Genomic DNA, 23419 nt, shown 5'->3' on the forward strand with positions numbered 1-23419 from the left:
TCTGTACTGCAGTTATAAAATTTTTGAAATGAAGAATTATTAGCCTTTTTGAGCAAGCTGACTTTTAATTTTACTAAGAAACTCTTTAGTAATACCAAGGTATGATGCTACTAAATATTGCGGAATACGTTTTTCAATTTTAGGATATTCTTTTTTAAAGATTACATAACGTTCTTTAGCAGTAAGACTAAAACTGCGCACAATTCGCTTTTGCGAAGCTGTATATGCACGCTCCACTATTTGTCTAAAAAAGCGTTCTAGTTTAGGTATTTCTGTATATAATATTTCCGAATTATCGTAAACAAACATAACCACCTCAGTATTCTCCAAGCATTGCGTATTATAATCGGCAGGTGTTTGCGAAATAAAACTTCCCATATCAGAAGTCCACCAATTTTCAATAGCAAAAGATAATACATGCTCCTGCCCTTCTCTATCTAAATAAAAGGTTTTGGTACAACCAGAAATAACAAAACAAACATGTTTGCATACATCGCCTTGCTGTATTACATATTGCCCTTTTAAATATTGTCTATAAACCACTTTAGACCGCAAGAAAGCTTCCTCTTTATGCGTTAAATCTACGTAGTTTTTTATGTAATCTAAAAGTGGTTTTATATTCATAAATATGTAATTATTCGAATCAAATTTAGTGATAATAAAATAACGTTAATAAATGTTAATTGAATACCTGTAGATTTATAATATTTTACCTTTGCCCGATGGAAAAAATCAAAAAAGTAAAGTTTGAATTCGTGGCTTTAATGGCATCCTTAATGTCTATTGTTGCTTTAACGATTGATGCACTTTTGCCGGCTTTACCCCAGATTGGAGCTTCGCTAGGCGCTACAAGCCCAAGCCAAAACCAGCTTTTAATCACCATGATTTTTTTAGGCATCGGTTTTGGTCAACTTATTTTTGGACCTATTTCAGATAGTTTTGGTCGTAAACCCATTGTTTACGTTGGGTTTATTGTTTTTATTATTGCCAGTATTATTTGTGTAACAACAGAAAGTTACGAAATGATGCTTTTTGGACGTATTCTGCAAGGTATTGGTTTGTCTTCACCAAGAAGTTTAAGTACGTCTATGGTACGTGATGAATTTAGTGGCGATTACATGGCTAAAATTTTATCTTTTGTGGTGATGTTTTTCATTTTAGTCCCGGTTATAGCTCCTATGTTTGGGCAATTTTTAATAAATCTTTTTAATTGGCAAGCTATATTTTACTTCAACCTAATTTTTGGTTTAATGATCATGATTTGGTTTTGGCTGAGACAACCCGAAACTTTACCAAAAGAGAAACGTATAAAATTCTCTTCGCATCTATTTGTAAATGGCGCTAAAGAGTTTTTTAAATATAAAGAATCTGTAGCATTTACGCTAGTTTCAGGTTTTATTACGGGTTCGTTTATGGTGTATTTAAGTACCTCACAACAAATTTTTCAGGAGCAATATGATTTAGCTGAAATGTTTCCATATATTTTTGCCAGTCTTGCGATCTCTATTGGTTTTGCTACCTTTTTAAATAGCCAACTTGTTGAGCGATTTGGCATGATGAAAATTGCATATTACTCTACTCTAGCTTATGCTTTTATTTCGGTATTGTATGTGGTTTTATTTTCATCGGGGCAAAACCCAAGTATTTATACCCTCATCTCATTTTTAGCTTTACAGTTTTTTGCTGTTGGTTTTTTATTCGGAAATTTAAGAGCATTAGCCATGCAACCTATTGGGCATATTGCAGGAATTGGAGCAGCAATAAACGGTTTTTTATCAACTGTTTTAGCGGTACCTATTGCACATTATATTGGCACTTTTGTAAAAACATCGGTTTTACCATTGTTTATTGGGTTTTCACTTTTTGGTATTTTATCTATTCTTGTTTTTGTTGTTTTGAAAAGAAAAATACGTTTAGCAGCAGCATAAAACACATCTTTTTTGGGTCGTAAAATCACATAAATTATAGGGTTTAACATTTACTCCAAAGCATTAACACTTTCATATTTTTAAATAATACCATTTTTAAATATAAATTTGTCATCAATTCGGAGAATAACCTACATTTTCATAGGGCATTTCACCAATAAAATGGCATTCTAACTTTACAATGCATAAGCTTCCGCACCAATAAAAACTTTCGTAATTTTGCTAGCTTATAAGTTTCACTTAGTAATATAAAAATTAAGACATGAGTAAAATTATGACCGTCGACATCTTGTCGAGTATTAAAGGTGCACAACCCTCCGAGGCTGTCAACAAATTATTTGATGTGATTAAAAATGCACAGCCAACAAATAATAATACCTTTAATAATAATCATAATAATTCGGTCTCAATAAACGATTTAAGAGACGATGTTGTTATTGAAAGTTCTGCAATTGAAAAACAGATAATCATCGAAAACTTTCCGAAGGAAAAAAACGGATATTTAGTAGTCTCTAAAGTGATAGAAGAATAAATATGGATTCTCAAATACTCAAAATCCATCAGCAATTGGTGGATAAAAAAATAACTTGCACAGCATTAGTGCAAGACAAATTAGCCCAATTAAAACAAAATACGCACAACACGGTTAACGCCATGTTAGATACTTTGGCGCTAGATTTAGCAGCCAAAGTAGATGCTAAAATTGCTAACGGTGAAACTATTGGTTTGCTAGAAGGCATTCCTTTTGGAATTAAAGATGTTTATATGGTTCAGGGCACGCTAACAACGGCGAGTTCTAACCTGTTAAAAAACTACAAAGCTGCATATACGGCAACGGCCATTCAAAATTTATTGAATGCAGGCGCTATTCCTTTGGTAAAAGAAAATTGCGATAGTTTTGGTCATGGTTCATCTTCAGAAAATACCATTTTTGGCGCGGTAAAAAACGCTATAAATCCCGATTTAGTTGGTGGTGGTTCTAGTGGTGGCTCTGCAGTAAATGTTGCAAAAAATTACACCGTCTTTTCTATTGGTGGCGATACAGGAGGTTCGGTTCGCCAACCTGCTGGTTACAATAATGTTTATGGTTTAAAACCAAGTTACGGTCGTATTTCTCGTTATGGTTTAATGGCTTACGCATCGTCTACAGACTGCGTTGGACCTATTGCACAATCTATCGAAGATATTCGTATTGTACTAAACGTAATGAGTGGTAAAGATATTAAAGATCAAACCTCTTACGCTTCCGCGGAAATATCTCAGGCGCAAATTTTAAATTCCGAAGGCATTAAAACCGTTGGTTACTTTAAAAACTTTGTAGAGAATAAGGCTATCGATCCGAAGGTAAAAGCAGATTTTTTACAATCGATAGAAAAAATTAAAGCAAAAGGTATTGAAGTTAAAGCATTGGATTTCTTTGAATCCGAAACTTTAGTATCTACATATTATACTTTGGCTATGGCCGAAACCGCTTCAAACCTATCACGTTTAGACGGCACAAATTATGGTAACAGAATTGAAGGTGATAATCTAAAAGAAACCTATTCGGTAACACGTTCTGAAAACTTCTCTGAAGAAACAAAACGTCGTATTGTAGGTGGAAATCAAGTATTATCTCAAGGGTTTTCCGATGAAATTTATTTGAAAGGTTTAGCACTTCGCGATACCATTTCGGCTAATTTTGAGGATGATTTTCAAAATGTAGATATCATCCTTTCTCCAGTAACACCAAACACGCCACCTAAAATTGGCGACAGTTTAAAAGATCCGCACGCCATGTATTTATCCGATGCCTATACAGTTGGTTTCAGCTTAGGGCAATTACCTACTCTAACTGTTCCACAAGGTACAACAACAGGTTTACAAATTACGGCAGCAAAACATAATGACGAACTCGTTTTGAAGTTTGCTAACTTCTTAAAAGACACGATATAATGGAATTAGAGCAATTAAACGAGCTACTTAAAAAGCACGAACTAGAGTTAGTAATCGGTCTGGAAACACACGTACGATTAAACACAAAATCAAAATTATTTTGTTCTTGTCCAAACGAAGAAATAGATACACCTAACCAAAATATTTGTTCGGTTTGTACTGGCCAAATGGGTGTTTTACCATCCATTAATAAAGAAGCCATTACAAAGGCTATTTACTTTGGTAAAGCGGTAAAATCTACATTTGAAAACGAAGTTATTTCTTGGGATAGAAAACATTACGAATACCCGGATAACCCGAAAAACATACAAATTACACAGTTTCATAATCCAGTTATTCCTGACGGACAAGTGTCTTGTTTCAGAAACGACGGGTCGCAGTTTACTGTTAATTTAACACAAGTTCACATCGAGGAAGATGCAGCAAAATTGATGCATGAGAAAAAAATCTCGTTAGTCGATTTTAACAAAGCAGGTGTTCCTCTTATTGAGATTGTTACAGAGCCTTGTATTCGCCATATTGAAGATGCTTCAACCTATGCGCAATACATTCAGCGTATTGTTCAAAATTTAAAAATATCTGAAGCTAATCTTGAAAAAGGCGAGTTTAAATCGGATGTTTCTGTTTCATTACGTAAAAAACAGAGTTACAACTTAAACCCGAGAACAGAAATTAAAAACTTAAACTCGTTTAAGTTTATGATTGATGCTTTAAAAGAAGAAGTAGAAAAACAACTTAATTACTACATCGAGAATAAAGCTTTTAGACCAGACCAAACTACGGTGCTGTGGGATGCCGATTTAAAGCAAACTAAAACCATGCGTAAGAAGGAATTCGAGGCAGACTACCGTTTTATCTCGGAACCAGATTTACCTTTTGTAAGCATCAAAAATGTAGTCGAATCGATTGATGTTGATTTAAGCACACTCCCTTTTGCTGTAGAATCTATTTTAATAAAAGGTGGTGTTTTACCTCAAGATGCTAAGTTTTTCACAGCCGATTCGTTACGTTCGGAAACCTTTGTTGCTATCAACAACGTTATCAAAGAACCATCGTTTGTTGCGAAAACATTAACCAACAACATTAAAGCAGAAGACTATACAAGCATTGAAAACATTGCTGATTTCATAGAAATATTTAGCTTATTTAAAAATGAAAAAGTAACACCGGTTTTAGCTCAAAACGCTATTAAGTCCTTGTTAGAAGACTCAAAATTCGACTACAAAACATATTTTGAAGCCAATACTATTTCCGAAGAAAAAATAAAAAATGCCATTGCAAAAGTTATTTCAGAAAATGAAGCTGTTGCCAATGACATTAAAGCTGGAAACCAAGGTAAAGCTGGTATTTTAGTAGGAAAGGTAATTGCTATAATTGGCAAAGGTGCTTCTGGGAAAGTAATTCGTGAAGGAATTTTGAAACAAGTTCAAACTTCCGGAGCTAGTGCAGAACAAGCTACAACGAGTCAACAACCAGAAACCAACAAAGTTCAAACTGTAAAACAAAAAGAAGAGGAAATTCTCCCTGAAATCCCCTTAGTTATAAAAGATGAATACAGAACGCATTTAATCTCAGATGTATCTGAAGAAAACATAGCAGAAACGGTTACTTTTTCTGGATGGGTTTCTTCTGTGCGAGATCACGGTGAATTAATGTTTATTGATTTACGCGATTCGAGTACTCAAATTTTCCAAGTCCGTTTAAGCCGAGAATCTTTCGCGAATTTAGACGAGCTTGTAAAACTTAAACCAGAATCTGTTATTACAGTAACTGGAGCTATTGTTCAACGTAAAGAAGACGATTATAATGCGGCTTTAAAAACAGGAACTATAGAATTAGAAGCAACTGATTTAGATATTTTAAACCTATCTAAAACGCTTCCTTTTGAAATTAAACGCGCTACAAAAACAAATGAGAATGTTCGTTTTCAATATAAATATTTAGATCACAGAAATGATGATGTACGTCGTGTAATTGTGAATCGCCATAAGGTGATTAAAATGATGCGTGATATTTTGGACGAAGACGATTTCCTAGAAATTGAAACGCCAATTTTAAGTGCTGGTACCGATGAAGGCGCCCGTGAGTTTATTGTGCCAACCCGTAAACAAGCCGGAGCATTTTACACATTACCACAAGCACCACAACAGTTTAAACAAATGTTGATGGTTAGTGGTTACGAGAAATATTTCCAAATTGCACGTTGTTTTAGAGATGAAGATTCTCGTGGTGATCGCCAACCAGAATTTACACAGCTCGATATAGAAATGGCATATGCTAGCATGCAGCAAATTATTGATTTAAACACCAATATGTTTAATGCTATCGTAAAGAAAATATATGGCAAAAAATGGATTTTACATCCGTTTGAAGTAATTACATATAAGGAAGCCATGGATTATTACGGTTGCGACCGTCCAGATTTACGTTTCGGTTTAAAATTGCAAGACATTACGGAAATTGTAAAAGAAACCAGCTTTCAAGTATTTAGCAAACCTATTGAGGAGGGTGGTATTGTAAAATGTATTAAAGTTTCTGCTGAAGAACAAGGTAAAAAACGCTTATCTAAAGGGCAGATTGAAAAATTAACAGGTATAGCTCAACAACATGGTTTAGGTGGTTTAGCCTATATTATTGTAAATGAAAACGATTTACAATCGCCAATTATTAAGTTTTTAGGTGAAGATATTGCCACCGGAATAATTAGCGCTACACAAGCGGAAGTTGGAGATATTGTATTTTTCTCTGCCGCCGATTACGCTACAGCCAACAAAGCTTTAGACGCAGTACGTCAAGAACTTGGAAGCATGTTACGTTTAATCAACCCGAAGGAATTGAGACCTGCTTGGGTTATCGATTTCCCGATGTTTGAAAAAACAGACGAAGGTCGTTGGACCTTTACACACAACCCATTCTCGATGCCTGCAATTTACGATATCGATAAGCACATGAATGGTAACGAAGATGAAATTGGAAGTATTATTGCACAGCAATATGATTTAATCCTGAATGGTTACGAAATTGGTGGAGGCTCTGTGCGTGCACACAAACCAGAAATATTAGAAGCTACATACAAAAATATGGGTTACAACAAGGAGGAAATGCTTAAAAGCGTTGGCACCATGTATAAAGCCTTTCATTATGGTGCACCACCTCACGGCGGAATCGCTTGGGGTGTAGACCGATTAATGATGATTTTAGAGAAAAAAGCATCTATTAGAGAGGTTATGGCATTTCCAAAAACAGGAACTAGTGAAGATTTACTTTTTGGAGCACCTTCATTGTTATCTGATAGAAAAATAGAAGAAATGAATGTTAAAGTGATGCGTAAGTAGAACTTTAAACCTTATTCAAATAAAAAATTAAAAGCTTCAGTTTATTCTGGGGCTTTTTTTTGTTGAAATTAAGAGTAAAGAACCAAGATGCAGAATTACAAATAATTGAAAAAATAAAAAATAGAGGAACAAAGGTTACAACCCAGTTCAACCTACTAACAACCAAAAGCTATAAAGACTAAAGACCGCTTTACTTCTCTTCCGCCATATAATACAGACGTTTTAAACTTCTTTTAAGCATTGAAAACCTATAAATACCAATTATAAAAAACAAGCCACTAAAAATAAGGCCAATAATAGTAAGATACTTAAAGTTTGGAAATTCTTTTACTTGGTATAGCGCAAGACTCCCTAAAAGTAAATAAAGAGATGATCGTATGTAAGACAATAGCGTACGCTCGTTAGCTAAACGTGTGCGTTCTATAGCTAGGTAATCCCTAAGAATAACTTGTTGATCCGGTTTAAAATCGCGACCAAAACTTAAAAGTTTCATTTTTGTAAATTTTATATAAAAATACATATTTTTCATTAAAATAGCATTTATACATTATTTTACAATTCAAATTAAAAAAGGTTTGAAATAGTATTGTTAACTTTAGCAAACTAAAACGACTGTTTACAATCTAAAGCGAACATCAAGTTCAACAAAAAAACATTTAAAATTAAAATCATGAAAAAAACAACCTTATTAACAAGTCTAGCCTTTGTATTTGCAATTTTAGTATCAACAAGTGTAAACGCCCAAAAATTTGCGAAACTAGATGCTAGTCCAATGGATGCAGCAGCATTCCCTACAAGTTATAAAGACGCTAATAAATTAATAAAAATAATTTATAGCCGTCCACAACTTAAAGGAAGAGACTTAGCAACTTTAGCACCTAATGGTAAAGTATGGAGAACTGGAGCGAATGAAGCTGCAGAATTAACACTTTTTACAGACATGAAATTAGGAGATTCTACCATAAAAGCAGGAACATATACGTTTTATGTAATTCCTAATGAAAAAGAATGGATTGCAATAATTAGTACAGACTTAAATGTTTGGGGTTCTTATTTTTACAACGAAGCTAATGATGTAGCAAGATTATCTGTACCTGTAACTTCTGGAGAAGAATTAGATGCTTTTTCAATTGCTTTTGAAGAAGTTGATGGCGCGATACATATGCACTTAGGTTGGGGAACTGCTCGTATTGCGGTACCATTTACTAAGTAACAAAAACAAAACTTTATTAAACCAAAAAAACCGATTCAAAAATGAATCGGTTTTTTTATGGTGGTGCCTCCAGGAATCGAACCAGGGACACAAGGATTTTCAGTCCTTTGCTCTACCAACTGAGCTAAGGCACCATTGCTTTGTTAAGCGGTTGCAAATATATACTCTATTTTCGTTTCTGCCAAAAGAATTTTGATAAAAAATTAAAATATTTTATACTCACCTGATGTTCTTCATTTTACACATAAAAATAATTTTAAATATTATAGAATAATTAAGAATCTCTTTAATGTTCCTTTTGTAATTTTACGTTTTTTATAATTATGTATTTAATAATAGATGTTGGCAATTCCTTTGTAAAGCTTGCTATTTTTGAGGATAACACCCTTAAAAGTAAACAAGTTGTGAAATTAGAAAACCTTCTAAAAGAAACTAAAACACTTAAAAACAAGTATTTAAATATTAAAAAAGCTATAATATCATCGGTTGGCAACCTAACCGAAAGCGATATAACAGTTTTAAAATCACTCGTTGACCTCACTATTTTAAACAGCGAAACAGAACTTCCTTTTACCAACCTATACCAAACACCCAAAACCTTAGGAGTAGACAGAATAGCTTTAGTTTGTGCTGCGGCCAAACAATTTCCAAATCAAAACACCCTAATTATAGACGCAGGCACTTGTATCACTTACGATTTTGTAACAGCAGATAATGAGTATTTAGGAGGCGCTATTTCACCTGGTTTACGCATGCGCTATGCCTCTCTGAATAATTTAACAGCAAATTTACCGTTACTAGATACAGAAATGCCTGAATCTATTATTGGAGATTCAACTAAATCATCAATACACTCAGGTGTTGTTCATGGCGTTTTAAATGAAATTGACGGAAATATTGCTTCTTATAAAGAAAAATATTTAGATTTAACAATTATTTTAACAGGTGGCGATACTAATTTCTTGTCTAAACAATTAAAAAGTAGCATATTTGCCAACTCTAATTTCCTTTTAGAAGGACTTTACTATATTTTAAAATTTAACTCAAATTAATGATAAAAAAACTTGTACTCGTTTTTATTGCAATAACTGCAATGCAAAGTTACGGACAAGAAGGAACGGCATCTCCGTATTCTTTTTATGGTATTGGAAGCCTTAAATTTAAAGGAACAGTTGAAAACCGAAGTATGGGTGGCATAAGCATCTATAACGACAGTATACACGTAAACCTTAGAAACCCGGCATCATATGCAGGCAAAAACTTAGATATTTTAAACAACGAAAGCCGACCAGTAAAATTCACTGTAGGTGGCACGTACAACAGCACGACATTAAAAAGTGAATCGAGTAAAGACAATGCATCATCGTCTACCTTCGATTATTTAGCTATTTCTATTCCTATGGGCGATTTTGGTTTTGGTTTTGGACTTCAACCATATACATCTGTTGGGTATAAATTAGAAGCTTATAATGATGACTTAATATCGAACCGATTTAGAGGTGAGGGTGGTTTAAACAAAGCTTTTTTAGGTTTTGGTTATCAAGTTACCGAAGGCTTAAGTATTGGTATCGATTTTCAATATAACTTTGGAAATATTCAAAACAGTACTATTGAGTACGTTTACGATAGCGAGGGAAACCCTGTACAATACCAAGCTAGAGAAAACAACAGATCAGATTTAAGCGGATTAAACATCAATTTAGGAGCATCTTACAGAATTATGTTAAACGAGAAGTTAGAACTTATATCTGGACTTACTTATACTCCAGAAAGCAACTTATCATCTCAAAACCAACGTGCTTTCTCAACAATTACAACAAATACAAGTGGCGCTGAGTTTGCGTTAAATACAATAACTAGTGATTTAGGAGATTTAAAAGATACAGAATTAGTATTACCATCTAAAATTACTTTTGGTGTTGGTATTGGCCAACCAAGAAAGTGGTTTGTAGGTATAGAGTCTGAATATTTAAAAACAAGTGACTTCGATAACCCACTATATAGTAATGGTGCAACCTACGAAGATCAATCTGCAATTAAACTTGGTGGATTTTATATCCCGAAATACAATTCGTTCTCAAGTTACTTAAGCCGAGTTGTTTACAGAGCAGGTTTACACTTCGAAAACACAGGTTTGAATATAGAAAACGAATCGATAAACGAGTTTGGCATGTCTTTTGGTCTAGGATTACCAGTAGGAAGTTTTTTCTCTAATGCTAATTTAGGTGTAGAAGTTGGTAAACGCGGTACCACTAACAGTAATTTAATACAAGAGAATTTTGTTAATTTCCAATTAAGTTTATCTTTGAACGATAGATGGTTTAGTAAAAGAAAATTTGACTAACAACATAAAATTTATATCATGAAAACTAAAATTACATTATTATTAACGCTTTTATTTGTTGGGGCAAATATTGGCTTCGCACAACAAGATGAAGAGTGCATGTCTAAACTCTCAATTTTCCATGAGTATGTTAAATCTAAGAATTTTGACGCTGCTTACGAACCTTGGATGGCAGTAAGAAACAAATGCCCTAAATTTAATAACGCCATTTATATTGATGGAGAAAAGATTCTAGAAGCTAAAATTGACAAAGCGGAAGGTGCTGCAAAGTTACCTTTCATTAACGATTTACTAAAACTTTGGGAACAACGTGCTGAGCACTTTGCAAGTAAAACTCCAGTTGGAGAATACGGTGCCCAAGCTTGTCAGTTAAAATATGATAACAAAAAGTTATTGAATTTAACCGACGAAGAACTATACATTTGTTTTGATGATGCTTATAAAGCAGACAAAGAAACTTTTAAGAACCCAAAAAGTTTATACACTTATTTTTCCTTAATGGTTGGTTTATATGATGCTGGTAAAAAACCTGCTGCCGATTTATTTAACAAATATGATGATGTTGTTGAAAAGGTTGAAGATGAAGTAGGAAACTATTCTGCAAAGCTTAACGAGTTAATTACAAAAGAAGATGCTGGAACAGCTTTAACTAAAAAAGAAGGATCTTACAAAAGATACTACGAAAGTTACTTAAAAGCTTACGACCAAATTTCTTCAGGTATTGATGAAAAATTAGGTACACGTGCAAACTGTGAAAACTTAATCCCTTTATACCAAAAAGATTTCGAAGAAAACAAAAACAATGCGGTTTGGTTACAAAGAGCTGCAGGAAAAATGTCTGAGAAAGATTGTACAGACGATCCATTATTCTTCAAATTAGTAAATGCTTATCATGAAATTTCTCCTTCGGCTAACTCAGCATACTACTTAGGGATCTTAAAAGATAAAGAAGGTAAAAACAGTGAAGCTATTGCATTCTACAAACAAGCTGTTGATTTAGAAACAGATAATTTCAAGAAAGCTAAATTGAATAACCAAATTGGAATTAAATTAAAAGCTAGAGGAAGTTATGGCCAAGCTAGAAGTTATTTTAGACAATCTTTACAATTAAACCCATCTAACGGACGTCCACACTTATCTATTGCTGCTATGTATGCTTCAAGTGCAAACAGCTGTGGAGATACAAACTTTAACAAAAGAGCTGTATATTGGTTAGCTGCAGACGAAGCTAGAAAAGCTGCGCGTGTAGATCCAACTTTAAGAAAAGCTGCTGCTGCATCTGTTGCAAACTATTCTGCAAAAGCACCGCAAAAAGCTGAAATCTTTAACTGTTCTTGTTCTGGACAAAGCATTAAAATTGGATGTTGGATTGGAGCTTCGGTTACCGTACCAAATATTTAATGAATAAGAAAAAAACATATAATATTTTAAACATAGTCATGCTTAGTTGCATGGCTATGTTTTTTTCATGTAACAACAGTTTAAAAGAGGTTCAAAAAATTGGAGTTTCGGAAAACGAACCCATTGGTGTTGCCGAAAATATTAATTTAAAACACACCGATTCTGGTCGTGTTACTGCTAATTTAATTAGTACAAAAATGCTCGATTACTCTAATCGAGATTTTCCATATAATGAATTTGTTGATGGGCTTACATTGTATTTGTACGACAACAACAACAAAAAAAGTACTATTGTAGCAGATTATGCCATTGTTTATTCCGACACCGATTTAATAGACTTACAAGGTCATGTTGTAATAACAACCCAAGATGGAAATGTTTTACAGTCCGATCAGCTATTTTACGATCAAAAAAAGGAATGGCTCTTTACCAACAACCCTGTTACTTTTAAAACTAAAACCGATATCATTAATGGTAACGGATTTGATTCTGATACTAAATTCCAGAATGCCGAAGTGCTTGAAGTTACTGGTATTATCACTATGGAAGATTAGTTCCCTAACTCTTTCCCCTATTCCTAAATATATTTTCCCTAAAATATAATTCAAATTAAAACAGTATTATAAATAAAATCGTACTGCTAATATTTTAATTATCTTTGCCCTAGAATAAAAATCAACCAATGAACTATTTAAAATTTTCAAAATTTTTATATTTAGCATTTGCTATTTTCTTAATTTACGATGTTTTTAAAACATGGAGTATCGATAGAAGTCGTGCATACCTAAGCCTTTTTCTATTGGCCGTTGCTATATTTATGTTCTTTTTTAGACGTCGTTTTGAGAATAAAGGAAACAATTCTAAATAAATGAGCATTTATGTGATCATCATAATTGTATCATTAATCCTTTCTGCTTTTTTCTCGGGGATGGAGATTGCTTATATATCTTCAAACAAAATTCATATAGAAATTGAAAAAAAACAAGAAGGTTTACTTGCTAAAGTACTTAGCAAACTTACAGTAAAACCATCTAAATTTATAACAACCATGCTTATTGGCAACAATATAGCCTTGGTTATTTATGGTTTTTTCATGGGTGACTTATTGGTAGATTGGTTTAGATCTATGTTGCCTACACCTTATGCACCAATAAATTACTTATTAAACGATTTAAGTTTATTAACCCAAACTATAATATCGACTATTGTTATTCTAATAACTGCAGAATTTTTACCAAAAGTTTTTTTTCAAATTTATGCGAATAGATTAATTAAAGCTTTAGCCATACCGGCATATGTATTTTACATATTATTTAGTTTAGTCTCAGATTTTGTTATTTGGATTTCAGATAATGTCCTTAGAGCCTTTTTCAAAACCGAAGGCGACCAAATACAATTAGCTTTTACAAAAGTTGAATTAGGAAACTACATTACTGAACAAATGGAATCTGTGGAAGAACATGACGATGTAGATACCGAAATTCAAATATTTCAAAACGCTTTAGAATTTTCGGAGGTAAAAGCACGCGAAGTTATGGTGCCTAGAACCGAAATAATTGCTGTTGAAATTAACGAATCTATTAAAACATTAAATGCACTCTTTACGGAAACAGGCTGTACAAAAATTTTAGTTTACAAAGAAACCATAGACGATATTTTAGGTTACGCACACTCATTCGAACTTTTTAAAAAGCCCAAAACAATTAAGGCCATGATGTTGCCTGTAGAATTTGTGCCTGAAACTGTATTAATTAAAGATGTGCTTGGTGTACTCACCAAAAAACACAAAAGTATAGCTGTTGTTTTAGATGAATATGGCGGAACCGCCGGAATTATGACGGTTGAAGATATTGTTGAAGAACTTTTTGGTGAAATTGAAGACGAACATGATACCGTAGATCTAATTGAAGAAAAGTTAGAAGATGAAACTTTTAATTTTTCGGCACGTTTAGAAGTTGATTATTTAAATGAAACTTATAAAATTAATCTACCTGAAAGTGAAAACTATGAAACTTTAGGTGGCTTAATTGTAAACCATACACAACAAATTCCGGCACAGAATGATGTAGTTAAAATAGAAAACTTTCAATTTACAATTTTAGAAGTTTCGAATACAAAAATCGACTTGGTAGAACTTAAATTAACTGAAGAAGATTAATCTGTAGTAAATATTCAACTACTAACTCCTATACACTTTTCAATATTCTTTTTGGTTTTAATTAAATGCTACTTATTTCAATAAAACATTTAACTTACAGTCAATAACGTCATTAATTACCCTTACAAAACACGACATTAAACAAAACACACAATAACCCTTTTATTATTAAATAGAAAATGGTATTTTCGCGCACGATATTTTCATCAATTTAGTCGTAAATTGACAACCAATAATAACAAGCTAAATCCCAATAACGGATTTATTATAAAACATTTTAATTACAGATGGCAGTTTTAAATAAAATCAGACAGCGTTCATTATTCTTAATCTTAATAATAGCGCTAGCGTTATTTTCCTTTGTATTAGCAGATTTATTTAAAAATAGTGATGCACTTTCAGCAAAATCGCAGAATACTGTTGGAACCGTAAATGGTACAGATATTACTCGCGAATCTTTTCTTCAAAAAGTTGATGTAGCTCAACGCCAAGCAGGCGCTAGTGCAACAAGCACACAGGTTATGAACCGTGTTTGGGATCAAGAAGTACGTGAAGCTGTAATGGGTGCTCAATTTGAAAAATTAGGGATTTCTGTAGAGAAAGACCAAATGAAAGATTTATTAAAAACGGCGCTTGCATCTAGCCCAGAGTTTTTAAACGAAGCTGGTTTGTTTGACGAAGCAAAACTTAATGAATATATCGCCAACCTAAAAGAAACATCTCCTGCAGGTTATGAAAGTTGGGTTAATTACGAAAAGCAATTAGCCACTAATGCATTGCAACAAAACTATTTTAACTTAGTTAAAGCTGGTTTAACAGGAACACTTGCTGAAGGTGAATTGGATTACATGCTTGAAAATAACAAAGTAGATCTTAAATATGTACAAGTACCTTACTCTACTATCGCAGATAGTTTAGTCAAAGTTTCAAAAGGAGATATTTCTAGTTACATTAGTAAAAACGCTAAAAAATACGAAGTTGAAGCATCTCGTGATATTCGTTTTGTTGAGTTTAAAGAATTTGCAAGCGTAGAAGATGAAAATGCAATTAAAGAAGATTTAAAAAAGCTTTTATCAGACCGTGTTGAGTATAACGATGGTATTAAAGCTAACGAAAATATTACAGGGTTTTTAAACACTACAAACAACGAAGATTTTATTAATTCTAATTCTGATATTAAATTTGATAATCGTTTTGTTTTTAAATCTAGTTTACCATCTGCTGTTGCAGACACTATTTACAACTTAAACGAAGGTGAAGTTTTCGGTCCTTATAAAGATAATGGCTACTACAAAATTTCAAAAGTAATAGCTGTGAAACAAATTCCAGACTCAGCTAAAGTACGTCACATCTTAATTCCTTTTATTGGAACAAGAAGTTCTGGAGCACAAGCAACACAAACAGAAGCACAAGCAAAAGCAACTGCTGATAGCCTTTTAGCGATATTAAAAACTAACCGTTCTAAATTCCCAGATTTTGTAACAGAATTTTCTACAGATCAAGGAAGTGTTGAAAATGGCGGGCGTTACGATTGGCATGCTTATAATACTATGGTTCCAGAATTTAACGATTTTGAATTTGAAGGTAATACTGGAGATTTAGGAATTGTTAAAACAATGTTTGGTTTTCATATTATTGAAGTTGAAGGACAAAAAAATAAAACAAGAGCTGTAAAAGTTGGAACTTTAGCTAGAAAGATTGAACCTTCGGATACTACGGTTGATAAAGTATTTAGAGATGCTTCTAGTTTTGAAATTTCGGCTGCGGAGAAAGATTTTGAAACTTTAGCTAAAGAGAAAAGTTATACTGTACGTCCTGTTAATGGGATTAAAGCATTAGACGAAACCATTCCTGGTGTTGGTAACCAAAGACCAATTGTTCGTTGGGCCTTTGAAGCTGATTCCAAAATAGGTGAATTAAAACGTTTCAACATTACAAACGGATATGTAATTGCTCAATTAGTTGCAAAACATGAAGCAGGTTTAATGTCTGCCGATGATGCTACAGTATCTGTTTTACCAATATTGAGAAAAGAGAAAAAAGCAGCTATGCTTAGAGATCAAATTTCTGCCACAACTTTAGATGATTTAGCTACTGCACAAAAAATAAGTGTTCGTACTGCTTCCGCAATTAACATGAAAAACCCAACTATTTCTGGAGCTGGAAGAGAACCATTGGTTGTTGGAGCTGCGTTTGGATTAAACGAAGGAGAAACATCTAAATTAATAGACGGAGCTAACGGTGTTTACATGATTCAGGTAACTAAAGTAACACCTGCATCACCACTAGATAACTACCAAGCTGCAGCAAATAGAGTTGCACAACAAAAATCTAATGTTGTAAATTCTAAATTATACAATGCATTAAAAGATGCTGCTGAAATAGAAGATAACAGAGCTAAATCTCAAGTTCAATAAAACGAACTGATTTTAATTATATAAAAAAAGCCTCAATTAAATTGAGGCTTTTTTATACGATATCTTTTATGAAATAAAACTAAAGCACCATATTATTATAAGCTATAACAGTGTTAAACCCTTTATCTTTAAAATAGACTGTTGGGTCCTCTTTAGATACGGCTAAAACAAAATCTCCACCCCATGCCCCAAGACTCTTAACAGCGCCTTTAAAATCGCTAAAAAATCGATTTTTAACTGGGGTTTGCTTAGTTATTTTAGCGATTATATTTTCGTGCTTTTCTATTAACGATTTAAACATTTCTAAACTTTCAGCACCTATCATCTTCTCAGTAATACTATTGATTTCATTTATAGAAGGTACTAAATCACTCTTGTTCGCTCTGTAATGTTTTATGCCTTCTCTACTATTTTGCTTCTTGTTTAGATGAATAAAATACAGATGTTCTTTAAAAATCGGGTTGAAATTTAACTTAATTACATGTTTTAAATCTCCTTTTAGCTGATAAGTAATTGCTGAATTGTTCTGAGCGCAAGCAATATCATACCCACTACCTCCAAAAGTTTTCTCCAATAACTGATAGGCATCAACTTTTGCCCAATTTGCAACATTATTTATTAGTGTGGATGATGTTCCTAAACCCCAATTTTTAGGAAAATCTAATTCTGTTATAACTTTGTAACCCTTTCCATCTTTCAAAAAACTCGGATTAAGTTGTTTAGCAGCCAATAATATTTCAATTAATCGATTAGTAATCTCATCCTTTTCATTCAGATTTAGAATATTATTACCTTTTATATCAAACTCCTTTTCGAACCATACCTCTCCATTTTCGTCTAAACTACTCCAAATAATTTTTGACTCATTAATATGTTCAACTAATAAAGACTGGCCATACTTAGTAGGAACTGCCAAAGAAATGGCTCCATCTAAAACCACATATTCTCCCGAAATTAATAATTTCCCGTTGCTAAAAAACTGCTTCACCTTAACTATTTAATTATTATTTTTATTTCAATGGTTTTCTCTTAATCATGCCACCTTTCAAGTCTTTTACAATCCCCATGACAATAAAAGCATTTCTGTCTATTTTATCTATTTCAGTTTGTAATCTAGCAAGTTCTAAGCGCGTAACAATGGTATAGATAATATCCTTATCATAACTATCACCATGGTTACCATAACCTCCTTTACCTGCATAAATAGTGCAGGCACGGCGCAATTTTTCGGTTAGCATAATTCGTAATTCTTCATGTTTATTAGATATAATAGTAACACCCACATATTCCTCTACCCCATCAACCACAAAATCTACGGTTTTTGCAGCAGATAGATAGGTTAAAATAGCATAAAGCGCTATTTCAATTGATAAAACATAAGCACCTATTGAAAATATAATGATATTAATTAACAATAAAACATCACCAATAGTTAATGACAATTTCCGACCTAAATAAATAGCTAAAACCTCCGTTCCATCGATAACGCTACCGCCACGCATAGACAAACCAATACCTAAACCTAAGAAGAAACCTCCAAAAACAGCTATTAATAATTTATCTTCTGTGATGGTAGGATATTCTACAAAATGAACAACAAAAGCCAAAAGCGTAATGGCCGCTATACTTTTTAACGCAAATTTGTTCCCGATAGTTTTAGATGCTAAAATCAAAAAAGGAATATTTACTAATACTAGTAAAAGCCCCAACTCCATGGATGTAACATGTTCTAACAACAAAGAAATGCCTGTTGCTCCACCATCTATAAATTGGTTTGGTAATAAAAACCCTTTTAATCCAAAACCTGCAGAAAACACACCTATTATAATGAAAATATATTCCTTGATGGCATGAGATAACTCCACTTGAAATTTTCTTACCAAAGGCACAATCTGTCTCGTGCTAATAGCTTTGCCTTGAGTATTTCGCTGCTTTTTTTTAAGCTGCTTACGAGCAATATCTACTAATATTTTGGATAAAAACGGATTCATTTCAAAGGTTTTTAGTTCAACCAATTAATAAAGAAATACTTTATTTTTGCTTGATCTGGAATATGAGTGCTCTCAAAATTCAAATCCATATCGAACCTTAAATTAGCAGGTAATTCATTTTTATCAATTGTAAAGCTTGCATTAATTTCATCAACAATGATTACTATAGAATTAATTAAATTACTAATACGTGAAATTTTATAATGACTATCAATGTCTTTAAATACGCTTATAGAAGACAAGTTTTTATCTGTTTTAAAACGATTATCTATTATTCTAATACCAGAAATTGTTGATGTAGAATCTAAAGCATGTTTAGGCATTAAGGTTAATAGTTTATTCCCTCCTTTTTCGAAAATCTCAATATTATTAACGGTTCCCATAAACTCATCACCGCCTATAAACCGAACAATGGAGTCATTGGCATAAATATGCTTTAAATCCTTAACTTCGGTAGAATCGGTTAATAAACCTATGTGATGTCTAGAAATTTCAAAAGGATTTTGCTTCTTCTTACAGCTAGTTAAAACAGCGGCTAAACAAAATAGGCTACAGATTATTTTATACATAATAATACTTTGTTTATTTAATTTCTAATTAGCCAAAAACTAATTATTTCTTCAACACCTTGGTTAAAATACCAAAAACTGAGCGAATAAACGTAGCACTTGTAAGGACTTTAACTATAGGGTTCATGGCAGTGCTTCTGCGCCGTGTTGAAGTTTTTCTCTTCGATTCGGCTTTTTTAAGAGCCTCCTGTTCTTTTTTAGCTTTTTCTTTAGCTTCGTCTGCTTCTGCTTCTTTTATTTTTTCATTAAGCATTTCGTAGGCACTCTCTCTATCAATAGTCTCATTATACTTTTCAACCATTTTAGATTTTGATAGCAAACTACCTAACTCCATTTCCGTTAGTACATCCATCCTACTCATAGGCGCTCGCATCATGGTAGCTGCCAATGGTGTCGGACGTCCTTTTTCATCTAATGCAGATACTAAAGCCTCTCCAATTCCTAAAGATGTTAATACTTCTGTAGTATCATAATATTCAGAATCTGGATAGTTTTGTGCCGTTAACTTAATAGCTTTTCTATCTTTAGCGGTAAAAGCTCTTAAAGCATGTTGAATTTTTAAACCTAACTGGCCCAATACGGCTTCGGGAACATCAGTAGGGTTTTGTGTCACAAAATACAAACCAACACCTTTACTTCTTATCAACTTTACGATGCTCTCAATTTGATTTAATAAAGCTTTTGAAGCCTCGTTAAAAATTAAATGGGCTTCATCTATAAACAATATTAATTCTGGTCGATCGCTATCACCTTGTTCAGGAAAAGTTGAATAAATTTCGGCCAATAAACTCAACATAAAGGTTGAGAATAATTTTGGTCGATCTTGAATATCGGTTAAACGAAGGATATTTATATAGCCACGACCATTACCATCAATACGCAACAAATCTTGGGTATCGAAAGATTTTTCACCAAAAAACAAATCGGCACCTTGTTGTTCTAACTCTATAACCTTTCGCAAAATAGCTCCAGTAGATGCTGTTGAAATACGTCCGTAAGATTCCGTAAATTCAGCTTTACCTTCTTGTGTAGTATATTGAAGTATTTTTTTAAAATCTTTTAAATCTAATAATGGCAATTTATTATCATCGCAATACTGAAAGATAACAGCCACTACACCAGATTGTGTATCGGTTAAATCTAAAACTCGCGATAATAACACTGGGCCAAATTCACTAACCGTAGCACGAAGCCTAACGCCATCTTGTTCAGATAGGGTTAAAAGTTCTACAGGAAAAGCTTTGGCATCAAAAGGTAAACCAATTTTTTCGTGACGTTCATCAATTTTTGCATGACCAGGACTTGGTTGTGCCAAACCACTCAAATCACCTTTAATATCCATTAATAAAACAGGAATACCTTTATCACTTAAATTTTCAGCTAAAACCTGAAGCGATTTTGTTTTACCCGTACCAGTGGCACCAGCAATTAAACCGTGACGATTCATAGTTTTTAAAGGAATTTTCACATGGGCTCCTGTAACGGTTTCACCATCTAACATAGCAGAACCTACCGCTATAAAATCACCTTTAGTCGCATTTCCGTCTGTTATATATTTAAAAAAAGTATCTGTCTTACTCATACTGCATATTTTGCATAAAAATACAGTAAATAAGATGAAGAAAAAAATAAGCTTTAAACTGAAATAAATAGAATCTCTAATTTCTATTTACACTTATCATTATTATCTATAGGCTTCGAAAAGAACAACAATATTGTCGGTTCTATCCGTAACATTTAAAGTAAACCCATCAATATTAAAACTTGTTACTTCAGCCGCTGTTAAACCCAAGAAATCACCGTTTTGATTTCCATAACGAATACCTATGGCTCTAGAACTAGAAGCGTATCTAGAAATATCATTAATAGAAGCTCCACTTCCTCCATTAAAAATAACTTGCTGGTCTATAGTTCCGCCATAGTTACTGGCATATCCTTGCATAGAACCAAAAGTGTTTTGAAAGGTATTATCATTATTAGCAATTCCATTATCGCTATCAAGATCGTAAGTTTCTACATTAGAATACGCCGAAAACTTAATAGAGCTTGGTTCAAATGGCAAACCGCTAATGGTTTGAGCTCCTGTACTGTTTATTATAAACTTACCAACATAAGTTGTCGCCCCAATATAAGCACCAGAATCGCCTCCCGACTGCAATATATTTCCTGCATCTGCACTAACAGTATCATTAGAATTTATAGGGTTCCAAATTGGTGTTCCAGACGGTCCAGAATTAAACTCAAAACTGTTTGTAGTCGTGTTAAAAACCAATAAACCAGTTGCAGGCAATGCAATACTATTCCGCTGGGCAGTAGTTAGCCTTGGAACTAAAAGCCCTTTACTGTTAGAATCAACATCTAATATTGCGGAATTGTCGGGAGTTGTAGTGCCAATACCTACTTGAGATTGCACAACGAAAAAGCTAGCGCAAAGCGCAAGCATGAGGGTATATTTCTTCATTATTAAATAGCTTTAGGGAGCCAGATTATATTAATTATCGATTAAAGATATATAGAAAATTCTAAATATCATAATTTTCCTACTAAACTTGTTTGTGTATTTTTTTTAACATTACATATAATTAGTTAAGATGGCTAATACCTATATTAACAAATTTTGCATGTAAAGGGCTGTTTTCATTATTTAAAACATACCTCATACTGACCACATCATTAGCGGTAATAGGGTATATTACAGTTCCACTAGTACCCCAGTAATTTTGAGTGGGCAAACTAGAAAATCCTCTAGCCAAATAAGCGACTAAAGCCCCATTAACATTAAGTGCAAGAATATATTTTTTATTACCATTAGGCATATTACTCGTTGATAGTGAGGCACTAAATAAATAATTACCACTTTCTTTAATTCTTACTGTACCATTCGACACAACATCATAAACATCCGGGTTGGTTACAAGAACATCGGACGTACCTACCGGGAAATCAACATAAGTATTATCAGGCGTAGAAAGCGCATTGTTACTTCCTGAATAATTTTTATTCAATACTATCGTGTTATTAGATTGACTAGACCAAGTCCCGCTACCAAATATACAATACGAATTTAATGTGGTATTATAAACTAAAGCACCATCCAGTGGAGATGGAATAGCTGACATTTCTGCAGATGTCATTCTTGGAGGCACAAATGCACCTACCTTGCTATCTATTTGTAACACTGAGCCATCGTCGGGAGTTGTTGTACCAATACCTACTTGAGCCTGTGCATAGAAAAAACTAGCGCAAAACGCCAGCACGAGGGAATATGTTTTCATTTTAAAAAGGTCTTAGGGAACCTAAATTTTACTATTAATCATCGAAGATAGGAAGAAAACTTAGAATTAACAAAATTCGGGTTAAAACTAAAGGAATCCGTATATTTGCGGACTTATGAAAAAAGAAATACAACAATTAGTTGATAAAGGCGAGATGCTTCCATTAATGGAAGAGTTTTACACTATTCAAGGCGAAGGATTTCACAAAGGAACAGCTGCTTATTTTATTCGTGTTGGCGGGTGTGATGTAGGCTGCCATTGGTGCGATGTAAAAGAAAGTTGGAATGCCAACTTACACCCACCTACGTTAATTACTAACATTGTTGAAAATGCCAAAAAGCATAGTGACACCATTGTAATTACTGGAGGAGAACCTTTAACCTGGGATATGACTCCCTTAACAACACAGCTTAAAGCCGAAGGTTTACAAGTGCATATTGAAACATCTGGAGCTTATAAACTCACAGGAATCTGGGATTGGATCTGCCTTTCTCCAAAAAAAATGAAGCTTCCTACTAAAGAAGTTTACGATAATGCTCACGAACTTAAAGTTATTATTTATAATAAAGATGACTTTCGCTTCGCGGAAGAACAAGCTGCTCTTGTAAATAAAGATTGTATTTTATATTTACAACCTGAATGGAGTAAACGCGATAAAGTGGTTCCTGAAATTGTAGATTACGTCATGCAAAACCCTAAATGGAAAGTATCCCTACAAACCCATAAATATTTAAATATTCCATAAATTAAAGAGCCTTGAACAAACTTCAAGGCTTTTTTGTTTTTAATCGTCCAAATCACGTATATTTAGAAAACAAACCCTAGCTATCATGAAGTTAGTCATTTTCCATAT

The 23419-nt window shown here is 33.3% G+C and carries 20 protein-coding genes, 1 tRNA gene and 2 pseudogenes; 14 read left to right on the plus strand and 9 right to left on the minus strand.

Going from position 1 to position 23419, the window contains the following annotated elements; translation table 11 throughout:
* Window positions 1-39: 39 nt before the first annotated feature.
* On the minus strand, window positions 40-624 hold the full coding sequence (locus ACJJV4_RS01025; RefSeq protein ID WP_405291219.1) for a Crp/Fnr family transcriptional regulator: 585 nt from the start codon (window positions 622-624) through the stop codon (window positions 40-42).
* A 98-nt stretch (window positions 625-722) separates the two neighbouring features.
* On the opposite strand from ACJJV4_RS01025, the gene ACJJV4_RS01030 reads away from it, so the two are divergent.
* The 5 genes and pseudogenes from ACJJV4_RS01030 to aspS all read left to right on the plus strand — a co-directional run.
* On the plus strand, window positions 723-1928 hold the full coding sequence (locus ACJJV4_RS01030; RefSeq protein ID WP_405291221.1) for a multidrug effflux MFS transporter: 1206 nt from the start codon (window positions 723-725) through the stop codon (window positions 1926-1928).
* 262 nt (window positions 1929-2190) lie between these two features.
* Window positions 2191-2460 (plus strand): hypothetical protein, encoded by a 270-nt coding sequence (locus ACJJV4_RS01035; RefSeq protein WP_174564437.1) that lies wholly within the window; start codon window positions 2191-2193, stop codon window positions 2458-2460.
* A gap of 2 nt (window positions 2461-2462) precedes the next feature.
* Window positions 2463-3863: an amidase family protein gene (locus ACJJV4_RS01040; protein WP_405291224.1), complete on the plus strand. Its 1401-nt coding sequence runs from the start codon at window positions 2463-2465 to the stop codon at window positions 3861-3863.
* Window positions 3863-5233, plus strand: a pseudogene (gatB, locus tag ACJJV4_RS01045) (Asp-tRNA(Asn)/Glu-tRNA(Gln) amidotransferase subunit GatB); the annotation flags it as partial. The gene ACJJV4_RS01040 and the pseudogene gatB, both read left to right, overlap by 1 nt.
* Before the next feature lie 135 nt (window positions 5234-5368).
* Window positions 5369-7198, plus strand: a pseudogene (aspS, locus tag ACJJV4_RS01050) (aspartate--tRNA ligase); the annotation flags it as partial.
* Window positions 7199-7388: 190 nt separating this feature from the next.
* Here aspS and ACJJV4_RS01055 read toward each other — a convergent pair.
* Window positions 7389-7691, minus strand: a complete 303-nt coding sequence (locus ACJJV4_RS01055) for a DUF202 domain-containing protein (protein WP_405291226.1) — start codon at window positions 7689-7691, stop codon at window positions 7389-7391.
* A 177-nt stretch (window positions 7692-7868) separates the two neighbouring features.
* On the opposite strand from ACJJV4_RS01055, the gene ACJJV4_RS01060 reads away from it, so the two are divergent.
* Window positions 7869-8411: a DUF2911 domain-containing protein gene (locus ACJJV4_RS01060; protein ID WP_405291228.1), complete on the plus strand. Its 543-nt coding sequence runs from the start codon at window positions 7869-7871 to the stop codon at window positions 8409-8411.
* A 58-nt stretch (window positions 8412-8469) separates the two neighbouring features.
* On the opposite strand, the gene ACJJV4_RS01065 is transcribed toward ACJJV4_RS01060, so the two are convergent.
* Window positions 8470-8545 (minus strand) — tRNA-Phe (locus ACJJV4_RS01065).
* 189 nt (window positions 8546-8734) lie between these two features.
* Here ACJJV4_RS01065 and ACJJV4_RS01070 point away from each other — a divergent pair.
* From ACJJV4_RS01070 to ACJJV4_RS01100, 7 genes are all read left to right on the plus strand, one after another.
* Complete coding sequence (locus ACJJV4_RS01070) at window positions 8735-9463, plus strand: type III pantothenate kinase (protein ID WP_405291230.1); 729 nt, start codon at window positions 8735-8737, stop codon at window positions 9461-9463.
* A complete protein-coding gene (locus tag ACJJV4_RS01075) occupies window positions 9463-10755 on the plus strand; it encodes a hypothetical protein (protein ID WP_405291232.1) in 1293 nt (430 codons plus the stop codon). The genes ACJJV4_RS01070 and ACJJV4_RS01075 overlap by 1 nt, the downstream gene beginning before the upstream one ends.
* Before the next feature lie 18 nt (window positions 10756-10773).
* Window positions 10774-12156, plus strand: coding sequence for a hypothetical protein (locus ACJJV4_RS01080; protein WP_405291234.1), 1383 nt, complete (start codon window positions 10774-10776; stop codon window positions 12154-12156).
* Window positions 12156-12710 carry an LPS export ABC transporter periplasmic protein LptC gene (lptC, locus tag ACJJV4_RS01085; protein WP_405291236.1) on the plus strand — a complete coding sequence of 185 codons (555 nt, stop codon included), beginning with the start codon at window positions 12156-12158 and terminating at the stop codon, window positions 12708-12710. The genes ACJJV4_RS01080 and lptC overlap by 1 nt, the downstream gene beginning before the upstream one ends.
* Before the next feature lie 128 nt (window positions 12711-12838).
* Entirely contained in the window at window positions 12839-13024 is a 186-nt protein-coding gene (locus tag ACJJV4_RS01090) for a hypothetical protein (protein ID WP_405291238.1), read from the plus strand.
* The gene (locus ACJJV4_RS01095; RefSeq protein WP_405291240.1) at window positions 13025-14314 is read left to right on the plus strand and encodes a hemolysin family protein; all 1290 of its coding nucleotides are present in this window, start codon (window positions 13025-13027) and stop codon (window positions 14312-14314) included.
* A 287-nt stretch (window positions 14315-14601) separates the two neighbouring features.
* Window positions 14602-16731, plus strand: a complete 2130-nt coding sequence (locus ACJJV4_RS01100; protein WP_405291242.1) for a SurA N-terminal domain-containing protein — start codon at window positions 14602-14604, stop codon at window positions 16729-16731.
* A 79-nt stretch (window positions 16732-16810) separates the two neighbouring features.
* On the opposite strand, the gene ACJJV4_RS01105 is transcribed toward ACJJV4_RS01100, so the two are convergent.
* The 6 genes from ACJJV4_RS01105 to ACJJV4_RS01130 form a co-directional block, all read right to left on the minus strand.
* Window positions 16811-17719 (minus strand): GYDIA family GHMP kinase, encoded by a 909-nt coding sequence (locus ACJJV4_RS01105; protein ID WP_405291244.1) that lies wholly within the window; start codon window positions 17717-17719, stop codon window positions 16811-16813.
* 22 nt (window positions 17720-17741) lie between these two features.
* Window positions 17742-18722, minus strand: coding sequence for a YitT family protein (locus ACJJV4_RS01110; protein WP_405291246.1), 981 nt, complete (start codon window positions 18720-18722; stop codon window positions 17742-17744).
* An 11-nt stretch (window positions 18723-18733) separates the two neighbouring features.
* A complete protein-coding gene (locus tag ACJJV4_RS01115) occupies window positions 18734-19291 on the minus strand; it encodes a hypothetical protein (protein WP_405291248.1) in 558 nt (185 codons plus the stop codon).
* A 43-nt stretch (window positions 19292-19334) separates the two neighbouring features.
* The gene (locus ACJJV4_RS01120; protein ID WP_405291250.1) at window positions 19335-20873 is read right to left on the minus strand and encodes a helicase HerA-like domain-containing protein; all 1539 of its coding nucleotides are present in this window, start codon (window positions 20871-20873) and stop codon (window positions 19335-19337) included.
* A 102-nt stretch (window positions 20874-20975) separates the two neighbouring features.
* Window positions 20976-21752, minus strand: coding sequence for a hypothetical protein (locus ACJJV4_RS01125; RefSeq protein WP_405291252.1), 777 nt, complete (start codon window positions 21750-21752; stop codon window positions 20976-20978).
* Between the two features lie 121 nt (window positions 21753-21873).
* A complete protein-coding gene (locus tag ACJJV4_RS01130) occupies window positions 21874-22566 on the minus strand; it encodes a hypothetical protein (protein WP_405291254.1) in 693 nt (230 codons plus the stop codon).
* 115 nt (window positions 22567-22681) lie between these two features.
* Here ACJJV4_RS01130 and ACJJV4_RS01135 point away from each other — a divergent pair, with 115 nt between their 5' ends.
* Window positions 22682-23311 (plus strand): 7-carboxy-7-deazaguanine synthase QueE, encoded by a 630-nt coding sequence (locus ACJJV4_RS01135; RefSeq protein ID WP_405291256.1) that lies wholly within the window; start codon window positions 22682-22684, stop codon window positions 23309-23311.
* Window positions 23312-23419 lie beyond the last annotated feature (108 nt).

The sequence above is a fragment of the Algibacter sp. Ld11 genome (genome assembly GCF_045066735.1).
Lineage (GTDB): Bacteria > Bacteroidota > Bacteroidia > Flavobacteriales > Flavobacteriaceae > Algibacter.